We start from the raw sequence: 12,189 nt of genomic DNA, 5'->3' as shown, positions 1-12,189 counted from the left end.
ATACAGGCTTCATCACACCACTAATCTTCTTCTCGATCTTCGTCACCAAAATAATGACCGCGCACAGTAAACCACACTCCTTTCTCCCATGGAGGTCCTACTTCTCCTTGCTTCGCACCACAGAAGCCTATGAAAGTTCCTATTTTTCTGTGCGAACTGCAGAATTTTTCTTTCGCTGATGGTCGATTATTTCTTCAGTAATGGCAGGCCATCCTTTTGGGACTTGCAGACTATTTCCTCAAGGCTGTCAGAATCTGTTTACGACCAGCAGAATGTTCCTTGCCACCAGGGTATTTCTTAGAAAGACCATGTTGAAAAAGGCCTATAGTGTTTGTTCTCTGCGCCATATAATTGCCACTGGTGGTAATAGCGCTTGACCGATTCACAGTATTTGTCAACTATTACTCATATACGTTTATTAATCTGTCCAGACCCGACGGGGTCACGTCCCGAGGATTACCTCATGCACAGCAAGATTATTCGTACTGCGGCTGGTTTCTTTGCTAGCTGCGCTATTCTTACTGGCACTGTTACTGTTGCCCAGGCGACTCCGCTTACAGACCTACCAACTAACCTGCCAGCTGAACTACCAGCTGCAGGTGAAGGTTTCCTCCGGACCGCCCCCAATGTTCCTGTCCACAAGGCCAGCTACGGTCCTGACACCTCACTTGCGCAGGCCCGCAAAGCGGCTGGCGTTACCACAGGTCAGCCCTGGCCCTATGCCGATCCGCAAAATACTGAGATCCCGGATCCCAGTGTTTACAGCACTGTCCCGGAAATTCGTACCCCGGGTTGTAAACTGACCAAGCAGCACCCGTACCCGGTTGTTCTTGTTCATGGTACGTGGGCCAATGCGCAGAAGTGGGAGGATCTTGCTCCTTTCCTGCAGCAGCAGGGCTACTGCATCTTCGCCATGAACTATGGTTTTGATGCGCGTTCCGCCATCTATCACAACGCTAAGGCCGGCAAGTTCGCCACCAACAATATTTATTCTTCTGCCATTGAGCTGAATAACTACGTCAATAAGGTTCTAAAGCTTACTGGCGCTAAAAAAGTTGACCTCATTGGCCATTCACAGGCTGGTCTAGTCTTCCACCTGTGGATGCATGATTTCCGCGGAAACCTTCGCACTAAGCATTCCATCACCCTTGCCGGTACTAACCACGGCACCACTATGATGGGTCTTTCCGCTTTCCCCGTGTGGCAGTTCCCCACTTTGGCCAGGGATCTTTCCGCTATTCTTTCAAGTGCCGCTATCCAGCAGCTAGTGGGTTCTCCGATGGTGCGTTACATTAATTCGCTTCCGGATTCCATGCCCGGCGTGCGCTACACGGCAATTGCTACGAAGCATGACATGACGTCTACCCCTTACGATGCAACCTTCTTGAAGGCTCTTCCGGGTGCGGTTGTTCATAATGTGACGGTTGAGGATGTGTGTAAGCCTGGTGAGACGCTCAGCCACAATAAGCTCACCACGAATAAGTCCGTGCAGGTTCTTATTCTTCGTGCTCTGCAGGATGCGCAGATAACGTGTGCTGGCACTCAGTGGGCTCGCTAAACCTAGTTATCCCCCACAATTGCATCTGTAATGCGTATACATACTGATAATGCATAAGAGCTGCAGAAAAGTTATGCCCCCGCTACCAATTGAGCGGGGGCATAACTTTATTTGTGTGCCGATATGTATCCGTATTGGCACTTATTTACGTGTTTGTATCGGCGTGTGTTTGTGGTGATGGCTAATTCTTGTGGGTCTTGATGGCCTTGACAATCCAAATGATGAGGCAGGCACCCAGGAAAGCGGTGACGAAACTCCAGAAGAATCCGGCGCTGTCTTTGCCAAGGGCGAAGCCGAGAATAGCTCCGCCGATTAAACCGCCTGCTACGCCGGCGCCAATGTTGGCCCATACGCCCATCTGCTCATCGGTCTTCATGACCTTTGAGGCAAGCCAGCCTGCAAGTCCACCAAAAATAATCCAGCCTAGGAATCCAAAGGCGAGATGCATGAGCTATTCCTTCCGTGAGTTTCTACAGTTATTACGGTCAACACCAGAGCGGTGATGTTTAATCCTCTTTAGTCCTCGTCGTCATCCTCGGGGAGGAATTTCAGCATGGCTTCCACGCTGGGGATGACGAACCAGGCGGAACCGGTGACGTGCATAAAGTTCATGATGGTGTCGTGGACACCGTCGGAGCCTGTCATGCGGTCGATCATGTCTTCTAGTTTCCACTGCTCGTTGGTGAAGCCAACGAAGAGGGTGCCGTGGTGGTGCATGTCTCCGTAGGCGACGTTGCGGCGCCATACTTTTATTTCGCGTTCGTCGGTGTCAATGTTGGTGCGGGCAACGTGAGCGGAGACGGGTTTTACGTCGTCATCGAATTCAATGTTGTCCAGTTTGGTGCGGCCGATTGCTTGTTCTTGTTCCGGCACGCTGGTTTCGTACCAGTTGAATTTTGTGTGCTCGAAGGGTTGGAAGAGGAGGATGGAGGATCCGGCGCCTGGCTGTCCATCTGGTACAGCCACATGCTGCGGGGCTTCTAGACGGCCGGGGTTTTCGGTGCCGTCAACGAAACCGGTAAGGTCCAGGTTTCCGTGGTAGCCCCAGCCGCGATGCTCGGAGGTCATGCGAACATTATTTCCGAAGTTGATAATGATTTCCCGGGCCCAGTCCCAGCATGCGTCCATTCCTGCGGCACTGATCCAGATCCAGAAATCGTGTTGCTCGGCGGGCATGGTGAAACCGTCTTCGCCTTTTGCCTCAGAAAAGTCGTGCACGTTTGCTGGGATGTCCTCTGCATCTGCTATTTCTGCCCAGAGACTGGGGCGGACGCCCACCACCACATTCACCATATCGGTGGTGGCGGGGTTGCCGGCTACGGCGAGAGTTTGTAGTGCTTCTTGCACGTTAGCTCCGGCGGTAAGGTCAAAGGTAAGAAAGAGATGTTCTGTTGCCCCGAAGGCAAATAGTCCAGACTGTGCGTTCATGGCTTACATTCTACCCATCGCACTACGCTCATTCCTGGTATTAGGCTGGCAAAGACGTAGGGTATAAGGGTGAATCAAAACGCTTTTCCCACGTGTAATGGTCCGTTGCGTAGTGCGCTTGCCCCGAAGGCGTACCAGTTAGGCCTTACCGCCGTGCAGTCCATGGCGAAGCAGCCTGGCTCTATAGCCGACCGAGTGGCGGAAAGCCGTAATTTTCTTACGTCTCCTGTGTGTCTCAACATGGCGTTGGTTACCGCTGCGGCGGGTGCCGCCGGGCATACTCTGGACGACATACTAGATGTATTGTGTGTGTCCCATAAGGCTAATCTACGGGAAATTTCTGACACTATTGCTGCTATTTCTGATGGTGTTTCTACCGCCACGCGGGCGGTTTCCCAGCGGGGGCTTCCTCTTCAGCGAGGTTTTGCGGCCACGATGGCAACGCTGGGTGGCACGATGCATCATGTTAACTTTGCTGATACGGAAAAGGCCCGCCATAATCTTGATAATTGGGTGTACCGCAACACAAAAGGACTTATTCCCACGTCTGGTATAACGGTTACTGCCGACACTGTTATTGTGTTGCAAAGTGTTATGGCACTCACTGCGTCCTGGGAGGAGCCCTTCCCCGTCAACAACACGGAGGATACTGATTTCTTCCTGATGAGTGGGGAGCGTAGTCGCTGCCGCATGATGTCCCTTACCCATAATCTTCTCTATGGGGAATATGAGGGCTGGCGTGCCACAACACTTCCCTACGTGGGGGGCGTGAGCTGCGATATTATTGTTCCCCCGGAGGGTGCCAGTCCACTGAAGGCAACCCCGGGAATTATTATTGGTGCTCTTCAGGCGGTGAAGGAGTCCTCACGTTTACCGCTTACGGTGAAACTTCCCCGGATTCATACGAGTTCTTCGGATAGTCTTCGGTCTTCTCTTGGTTGTATGGGGTTGGCGAGTCTTTTTGAGAACGCTGACTTTAGCGCAATGTCGCCGCAGGTAAAAGGCATCGACGATTATGTTCAGCAGGTAATACTTGATGTTGACGAGCACGGTACGCAGGCTGCTGCAGCTGTGGAAATGATGTCATTCACGTCTGCCCGCATTGGGGCGCGCACACCCCACCCGCCGTTGACGTGCGACCACCCGTTCCTTCTTGTTATTCGGGACGAGACAACGGACGTGCCAGTGTATATGGGGGCTATTCACAAGCCAGACAATAGTGAGCCAGATAATGGAGCCGCTTAGGAGAATCGAACTCCTGACCTATTCATTACGAGTGAATCGCTCTACCGACTGAGCTAAAGCGGCACGCACTCACGAAGGAGTGCACGTTAACTTTAGCGGAGGATAGCAGTTAAAGAAAAATAATGCCGTCAATTTTACCGTGCGACTAAAGCCAGGCTAATGCGGGCTACCATACCACCCACGGCCACTTCTGGCTTCACATTCTGGCTAATTTCTGCACGTGTCGCCATCACAACATCAATGCAGCGTAGTAGCGCCTCTGGCGAAAACGCACGAGCCATAGCAGCCGTCGCCCGCTGCGCATCCACGTGTACCACCTCTACTGATGCACCTGTGGCCTGCATTAATGCATCGCGGTAGAAGGTTGCCAAATCGGTTAGCGACAAATCTATGGAATCCCGCATCATGCGGGTTTCGCGACGTTTCTGCGCATCCGCTAAATCTTTCAGCGCACCTGCGGAGCCGCGTAAAGCACCAGCCGCACTCTTTCCGGTTCCTCCTGCCCCAAGCGCTGTGCGTAGTTCCTCAGTTTCTTGCTCTGATATGTCCTTATTAGCGGCCACGGCAGCGGCCCGCGCGTCCTGTACCATGCGTACAGCCAGATCGTATCCGTGGCCGGGCCGCATTGTTGCCTGTCCCAACTCTAGGATACGGTGCCGGCGGTTACGCGCCTCCTCCGAGCTGAGAAGAGCCCGCGCCCGCCCAATATGGGCGCCCGATACTGCCGCCGCCCAGCGGGCCTGCTCCGGACTGGCTCCCTCCCGCTCTAGTAACTCTGCTATGGCATCTGTACTGGGCATGCGAATATAGACGTGCCGGGTGCGGGACCGGAGTGTCAACATGATGTCCTGCGGATCATCGGAGGGGGCACAGAGAATAAAAACCGTATGTGAGGGAGGCTCCTCCACCGCTTTTAAAAGCGCATTCCCGGCCTGCTCCGTGAGCCGATCCGCGTCCTCGATAATGACGATCTGCCAGTGTCCGGTGGCGGGGAACGTACTGGCACGCGTCACAATGCCGCGGATTTCTTTTACCGAAATGGTGAGACCTTCGGGGCGCACTACCGTGACATCGGGGTGACGGTCCTCCATTACCGCACGGCAAGAATCGCATGTTCCGCAGCCGGGTTCGTCTGCGTTATCGCATTGGAGTGCCGCCGCGAAACACCGTGCCGCCACGGAACGCCCCGAGCCGGGCGGGCCAGTAAAAAGCCACGCGTGCGTCATCTCCGCACTGGCTTTACCCGTCTTACCAGCAGACGTTAGCGTGGACGTAGGCGCGCCCACAGATGTGGACTCAGATTGTTGAGCCGGTGCGACAGTACCACCGGTTGTGCTGGTACCGTCGGCCGCTACTATCATTGCGCGGGCGGCGCGGGCAGCAGCGCGTAGTTGCGTGACAACATCTTCCTGGCCTGCCAGGCGATCAAAAACACTCACGCGACACTACCTCAACGTCTTCTTGTGCAAGTGCATACTTGCTGTACTTGCCATACTATCCGCTAGTGCTGCGGCTTTTCATCCTCCTGCTGTTTATTTCTCCGTTGCTTATTTCGTCGTACACGGCAAGGTTGTGGCGCAGTCTCTGCAGTCTCAATACCTGCAGCGGCGGCGTCAGAGTGTGCAAGCCCGGTAGCATCGGCGGTGGCTTGCGCATTCGCCATATTTTCCGCCGTGGTAGGCATGTCCAACTGTTTACTGCTCATACCTTCCAGAATTGCGGCGAGAGCACCATCACCGGTCACGTTCGTGGCGGTACCGAAGGAGTCCTGCGCTAAATGCAGGGCAATAATAAGAGCGATCATAGTGGGACTAAAGCCCAGCATGGACTGCAGTGCACCTACCGCGGTCATGACGGCGCCGCCGGGAACACCGGGGGCAGCCACCATCATCACACCCAGAACCAGGATCAGCGGAATCATGGAACTGAATCGGGGAACGTGGCCTTGCACCATGGTGGAGACGGCTGCCGAACAGCTCGTAATAGTAATCATGGAACCGGCCAGGTGAATATTGGCATTTAGAGGAATAGCGAAGTCAGCAATGCGGGAATGCACGCCGGCTTCTTTAGCCGACCGGAGGGTAACGGGAATAGTGGCGGCGGAAGATTGCGTGCCCAGGGCTGTTACATAGGCGGGCATCATGCGTTTCAGGAAGGTAAAGGGATTCCGTTTGCGCACTAGTCCAGCAACACCGTAGAGCAGGAGGAGGAAAACCCAGTGCAGGACCAGAACCATCACAAACACTTTGCCGAACACGCGGAGAATGTGCTGTACTTCCCCGGCATACGTCATGTTGGCGAACACGGAGAGAATGTAGATAGGGAGTAGCGGAATGATGACGTAGCTGAGGAATTTCTCAACAATGGACCGGAAGTCCTCCGCCAGGTCATACATGCGGGTGGAGGACAGCCCCGTCATACCAAGCCCCAGGAGGAACGCGAAAATGAGGGCGGTGGTAACGGACATGATGGGTGGAAGTGTAAACGGTAGATTTTCCGTTCCGTTTGCGTCCACGGTAACGCCATAGGGTTTAACGAGCGAGGCGGAAGGATTGGTGACGGCTGCCGCTGTGGACCCATTGAGGATATGCGGGTACAGGAGGGACGCCACAATAAGTGCCATAAAGCCGGCCAGAATTGTGGACACGTAGGCGATGGCGACGGCTTTGCCAAGCATTTTCCCTGCGCCACGGCCAATGGAGCCAATACCAGGGGCGATGAATCCCAGGATAATGAGCGGAATGGCGAAGCCTAAGAGCTGGTTAAACAGCATGCCAAAAGTGGCGAAAATACGTACTGGTATGTCGGTGTTACCACAGTGGCTTGCCCACCCTACGAGGATGCCTAACAGAATGGCAACAAGGATCCATACCAGTAGCGGAATCTTACGAATTATACGCACGGAAAAACATTACCGCGGAGGGGAAAATTCTCTCCTATAGCGTGAAGCAATATGCTTGTCACGCTATGCGTTATTTTCGTCACGCTTCTATTGTGGCGATATATCTTGTCACACAAGTGAAGCAGAACACTATGCGGTGGTGGCTTTCGCGCTAGCAGCTTTTGTACTGGCAGCTTTCTTTGTTGTAGTCTTCTTCGCCGTGCTCTTCTTGGTGGTCTTCTTCCTGCCACCACCGGCCGCGATACGCGCCCGCCTATCGGACAAGAGTTCACTGGCACGCTCAGCCGTCATAGTTTCCACACTGTCGGCCTTCCGCAGGGACGCATTCACTTCCCCGTCCGTTACGTAGGGGCCAAAGCGGCCAGTTTTCACCTCAATGGGTTTACCTGTGGCCGGGTCCTCACCGAGGGTACGCAGTGGCCCCGTTGCTTTCTGGCCGCGTCGCGTCTTCGGAGCAGCCAGTAGCTTCTTCGCCTCGTCGAGGGTGACGGTGAAAAGATCCTCTTCTTTTTCCAGGCTGCGGGATTCCTTGCCCTTCTTAATGTAGGGACCGTAGCGGCCGTTGAGGGCAACAATTTCTTCGCCGTCGTCATCAGTTCCCAGGAGACGCGGCAGGCTCAGTAGGCGCACTGCTTCATCCAGAGTGACAGTTTTCGCATCCATGGATTTAAAAAGCGAAGCAGTTTTTGGTTTACCGGGGTCCTCCTCCGGCAATACTTCCTGCACGTAGGGGCCGTAGCGACCATCTTTCACAAGGATTTCGTAGCCGGTTTCCGGGTGGCGGCCCAGTTTTCGTCCCTCGGAGGGGACGGCGAAAAGTTCTTCCGCTTTCTCCCGCGTTAGCTCGTCGGGAGTGACGGCGTCGGGAATGTTTGCGCGTTCCACAACTGGGGCGGCTGTGTCGGATTTTATGGTCCGCTCCAGGTAGGGGCCGTAGCGGCCGACACGCACATAGACGGGAACACCATTCTCGTCGTCGAAGAGGTGTAGGGAGTTAATTTCGCGGGCGTCTAGGGATTCCAGATTCTGCTCAATAAGGCCTTTCAGTCCGCCTTTGCCTGGCACGGATTTTTGCAGGGCGGCATCATCGGCACCGAAGTAGAAGGCGCTTAGCCAGCGACTACGGTTTTCTTTACCTTCCGCAATGGCGTCCAGTTCATCTTCCATATCGGAGGTGTAGTTGTAGTCCACAAGGCGTTCAAAACCGCGTTCCATCAGGCCGACAACGGCGAAAGCGACCCAGCTGGGTACCAGTGCGGAACCGCGTTTTACCACGTAGCCGCGGTCGTTGATGGTGCGGATAATGCTGGCGTAGGTGGAGGGGCGGCCGATGCCGAGCTCCTCCATTGCCTTCACTAGGCTTGCCTCCGTGTAGCGGGCTGGCGGGTTGGTGATGTGGCCTTCTGGGGTGGCGGAGGTGACGGCCGCCGTGTCCCCTTCCGCCAGCTGCGGCAGGTGTACGTTCTTCCCGGACTCTGCATCATTCCCACGGTCGTCGCCGCGTTCATTACTAAACCCGGCACCATACACTTTGAGGAAACCGGGGAAAGTAATGGTGCGTCCGGAGGCGGTAAGGGCAACAGGAGTAGCGGGAGCGGTGGGGGCAGTGCCTTCCAACCGCACTGTCATGGTGGTGCCTTTAACATCAGCCATCTGTGACGCTAGAGTACGCTGCCAAATAAGCTGGTAGAGCTTAAATTCTTCGGGGCCGAGAACAGTTTTCAGCGAGTCCGGGGAGGCGAAGTGGTCGCCGGCGGGGCGGATAGCTTCGTGTGCCTCCTGCGCATTCTTCACCTTGCGGTTGTATTGACGCACACTCGGGTAGAGGTATTCCTCGCCGAAGAATTCACGCACCTGCTGCCGGGCAGCATTAATGCCGGCGGTGGACAGGGTGGTGGAGTCCGTACGCATGTAGGTGATGTACCCGTTTTCGTAGAGTTTTTGGGCAATACGCATAGTGCGGTCAGACGAGAAGTGCAGTTTATTAGCAGCGTCCTGCTGCAGCGTGGACGTCATGAAGGGCGCGTAGGGGCGGCGCGTGTAGGGTTTTTCTTCCACGCTGGTGACGGCTAGGCCCTGGCCTGCACCACCCTGCAAGCCCTGCAAGGCTTCTGCCAGACTGTGGGCACCGGCCTCATCAAGCACCATGACATTCTGGGTGGCCTTGCCGGATTTCAGCTGGCCTTTATCGTCAAAATCGCGGCCTTGTGCAATGCGCTGACCATTCACTTCCACCAGTTTGGCGGGGAAGGTGGTTACCGCATGAGTGTCGCTTGCCCGGTCGGGGGCGGATAGTTGGGCGGTAAGGTCCCAGTAGCCGGCGGAGACGAAAGCCATGCGTTCCCGTTCGCGTTCCACAATCATGCGGGTGGCGACGGACTGAACGCGGCCGGCGGAAAGACGCGGCATTACTTTGCGCCAGAGAACAGGAGAAACCTCATAGCCGTAGAGGCGGTCAACGATGCGTCGTGCCTCCTGTGCCTCCACCAGATCGAGGTCCAGGTCGCGGGTGTTGGTGATGGCATCATTAATGGCTTCGGGGGTGATCTCATGGAACACCATGCGTTTAACGGGCACCTTAGGTTTTAAAACTTCCAGTAGGTGCCAGGCGATGGCTTCACCCTCACGGTCGGGGTCTGTGGCGAGAATCAGTTCGTCGGCGTCTTTCAGCAGTTCTTTCAACTCGCGCACTTTAGCTTTGCGGTCGGGATTCACCACGTAGAGGGGGGTGAAATCATCGTCAACATTAACGCCGGTGTGTGCCCATTTTTCTTTCTTGTATTTGGCGGGAACGTCGGCGGCGCCGGAGGGGAGATCGCGAATGTGGCCAATGGATGCGGTCACAATGTAGCCATCACCTAGATAATTCTGAATCTTGTCGGCTTTTGTTGCCGATTCGACAATCACCAGATGGTACTTACCTGCTGCCTGTGCTGCCACTAAACTGCGACCTTTCCTCAAATGGAGTGAGCTGTTATGTCCACTCGCCCCTATGCTTCGCTAGCATAGGCCAAAAATAAAGGCTTTGAAACTACACCTTATATATAAGGGCAGAAAAAAGTGCAACCTTTTGGCATCTAAAACCCACAAACATATTTCTAGGCATCTGTCATGCGCCTTGCTAGGCCCCCACTGGATGTACTTTAGGCGTCCCAGGAGCCGTCTTCTGGGGGCTCCCCCACAATAGTCATAACGTTGGCAAGACGCCGCTGCCCCACTACCCGCAACGCTGGCCCTCCAGCCCGCGGGCCCACATAGCTCGATGCCGCACCCAGTTTCTGCAACGCCTCCGCCGCTCGTTTCCGCAGTTCTTCATGCTGGGCGATATGCGCATCTAGGCCAAAACACATGCCGGATTCATCTAGTACACCCGCCACAAGTGCCCACACTTGCAATGCTCTATCCGAGAGCCTCCACTGTGCGGGAACAGTTTTAACCGCACCTTTTGTCCACTCCTGCGCCACGGGAAGAAGTGCTGGCCCCTCCATACGCACCAGCCAACTATTGTCATCAGGGGTTTCCTGGGAAACCGTGACGTCTACCATGCTCGCTAGTTCGCAGAGTTGACGCGCTCGCCACTCACTATGCAGCAGCACAGAAAGACGCGCCGACTGCGGAACTGGTTTCCGACGCCGTCCGCGTGTCGTATCCGAATTTCCAAAAAGCAGCTGGCATTGTCCCTGGGCAACAAGCATCGCTCCCAGGTCAGCGGGGGTGACGGGGACAAGACCCGTATCGAAGAAAGTCAGCTGTTTCACGTTCTACAGGATACCTTCCACTCCTAGGGTAGGGTTTTACCATGCGACTAATCCGGAAGATCCCACTACTGGCATGGATCATCATTGCAATCCTTCTAGGAATCCTAGTGGGATGGGCAAGCCGCCAGGGCGGCACTGATGTTCCCGTCCGTGTCTTTGCCACCTTCGGCATGGTGTTCAGCGAACTACTGGGGTTCGCTATCCCACTGATCATTCTGGGGTTTATTGCCCCCGGTATTGGGTCCATTGGCCGTGGTGCAGGAAAACTTCTCGGTAAAGCAGTTGCTATAGCCTACACCTCTACCGTTCTTGCCGGCATTATGGCATTACTGTCGGCACTTGCCCTCTACCCGCATATTCTGAAAGGCGCTACCGCCACCGCTATCTCGGATCCTTCTGCCTCACTTGTTAAACCTTATGGGGTGACGGTGGACGCCAACGGGGTGGAAACGTTGCCGTTTACGTTGCCGCCGATGATGTCTGTTACCACGGCCCTCATTTTTGCGTTCCTTTTGGGGCTGGGAATGGCAGGACTCTCCTCCACCCGCATGTATGACCTGGCGGAGGACTTCCGGTCCATTATTGAGAAATTCCTCAGCTACGTCATCATTCCCCTGCTGCCCATCTATATCCTGTCTGTTTTTGCCAACATGACGTACGCCGGCCAGGTGCAGCATATTCTCCGCGTGTTCGGCAAAGTGTTTGTAATGGTCCTGATCCTGCACTGGGTCTTCCTGCTAATTGTTTATGCCATCGCTGGGCTAGTTCGTAAAGAAAACCCCTTCACCCTGCTTGGGCGCATGATGCCCGCTTATGTGACGGCCCTAGGGACGCAGTCCTCCGCTGCCACTATTCCTGTTACTCTTCGGTCTGCGAAGGAAGCCGGCGTGCACCCCCGCATTGCTGACTTCGCTATTCCTCTGAATGCCAATATTCACCTGGCGGGGTCCATGATTACTATTACCGGTTGTTCCGCCGCGGTCGTGACAATGACGCATGGCCACACTCCCAGTTTCAGCTCCATGCTTCCGCTGATCCTGGTCCTAGGTGTCATGATGGTGGCTGCCCCTGGCGTTCCCGGTGGTGCTGTTATGACGGCGTTGGGCGCGTTACAGTCCATGTTGGGGTTCAACCCCACCATGATCGCCCTCATGATTGCCCTCTACCTTGCCCAAGACTCCTTCGGCACTGCTACGAACGTAACCGGTGACGGCGCCCTAGCCACGATCCTGGAGGGCATGAGCCGTAAGCAGTTAGCCACCACAGCCACAGCGAGTACAAATAGCGTGAACAGTGCA

At 55.1% G+C, this 12,189-nt stretch carries 8 protein-coding genes, 1 tRNA gene and 1 pseudogene; 3 read left to right on the top strand and 7 right to left on the bottom strand.

What is annotated here, in order from left to right; translation table 11 throughout:
* The first annotated feature begins 463 nt into the window (after positions 1 to 463).
* Positions 464 to 1,558, top strand: coding sequence for an alpha/beta fold hydrolase (locus QZV76_RS05565; protein WP_290598876.1), 1,095 nt, complete (start codon positions 464 to 466; stop codon positions 1,556 to 1,558).
* A gap of 181 nt (positions 1,559 to 1,739) precedes the next feature.
* On the opposite strand, the gene QZV76_RS05560 is transcribed toward QZV76_RS05565, so the two are convergent.
* Together QZV76_RS05560 and QZV76_RS05555 are read right to left on the bottom strand one after the other, a co-directional pair.
* Positions 1,740 to 2,006 (bottom strand): GlsB/YeaQ/YmgE family stress response membrane protein, encoded by a 267-nt coding sequence (locus QZV76_RS05560; RefSeq protein WP_290598875.1) that lies wholly within the window; start codon positions 2,004 to 2,006, stop codon positions 1,740 to 1,742.
* A 68-nt stretch (positions 2,007 to 2,074) separates the two neighbouring features.
* The gene (locus tag QZV76_RS05555; RefSeq protein WP_290598873.1) at positions 2,075 to 2,986 is read right to left on the bottom strand and encodes a Dyp-type peroxidase; all 912 of its coding nucleotides are present in this window, start codon (positions 2,984 to 2,986) and stop codon (positions 2,075 to 2,077) included.
* Positions 2,987 to 3,055: 69 nt separating this feature from the next.
* Here QZV76_RS05555 and QZV76_RS05550 point away from each other — a divergent pair, with 69 nt between their 5' ends.
* Complete coding sequence (locus QZV76_RS05550; RefSeq protein WP_290598872.1) at positions 3,056 to 4,231, top strand: serpin family protein; 1,176 nt, start codon at positions 3,056 to 3,058, stop codon at positions 4,229 to 4,231.
* Here QZV76_RS05550 and QZV76_RS05545 read toward each other — a convergent pair.
* The 5 genes from QZV76_RS05545 to QZV76_RS05525 all read right to left on the bottom strand — a co-directional run bounded on the left by QZV76_RS05545 (position 4,219) and on the right by QZV76_RS05525 (position 10,891).
* Positions 4,219 to 4,294, bottom strand: a tRNA-Thr gene (locus tag QZV76_RS05545). The two genes, QZV76_RS05550 and QZV76_RS05545, sit on opposite strands and share 13 nt — an antisense overlap.
* 71 nt (positions 4,295 to 4,365) lie before the next feature.
* Entirely contained in the window at positions 4,366 to 5,670 is a 1,305-nt protein-coding gene (locus QZV76_RS05540; protein ID WP_290598871.1) for a DNA polymerase III subunit delta', read from the bottom strand.
* Positions 5,671 to 5,732: 62 nt separating this feature from the next.
* A complete protein-coding gene (locus QZV76_RS05535) occupies positions 5,733 to 7,133 on the bottom strand; it encodes a dicarboxylate/amino acid:cation symporter (protein WP_290598870.1) in 1,401 nt (466 codons plus the stop codon).
* A gap of 129 nt (positions 7,134 to 7,262) precedes the next feature.
* Positions 7,263 to 10,073, bottom strand: coding sequence for a type I DNA topoisomerase (gene topA / locus QZV76_RS05530; protein WP_290598869.1), 2,811 nt, complete (start codon positions 10,071 to 10,073; stop codon positions 7,263 to 7,265).
* 203 nt (positions 10,074 to 10,276) lie between these two features.
* Positions 10,277 to 10,891: a hypothetical protein gene (locus tag QZV76_RS05525; RefSeq protein WP_290598868.1), complete on the bottom strand. Its 615-nt coding sequence runs from the start codon at positions 10,889 to 10,891 to the stop codon at positions 10,277 to 10,279.
* A gap of 41 nt (positions 10,892 to 10,932) precedes the next feature.
* Here QZV76_RS05525 and QZV76_RS05520 point away from each other — a divergent pair.
* Positions 10,933 to 12,189: pseudogene (locus tag QZV76_RS05520) on the top strand (dicarboxylate/amino acid:cation symporter); the annotation flags it as partial.

Source organism: Lawsonella sp., assembly GCF_011525565.1.
Taxonomy (GTDB): domain Bacteria; phylum Actinomycetota; class Actinomycetes; order Mycobacteriales; family Mycobacteriaceae; genus Lawsonella; species Lawsonella clevelandensis_A.
Note: the sequence above shows the minus strand (reverse complement) of the source record. Positions and strands in the feature narration are given on the sequence as shown.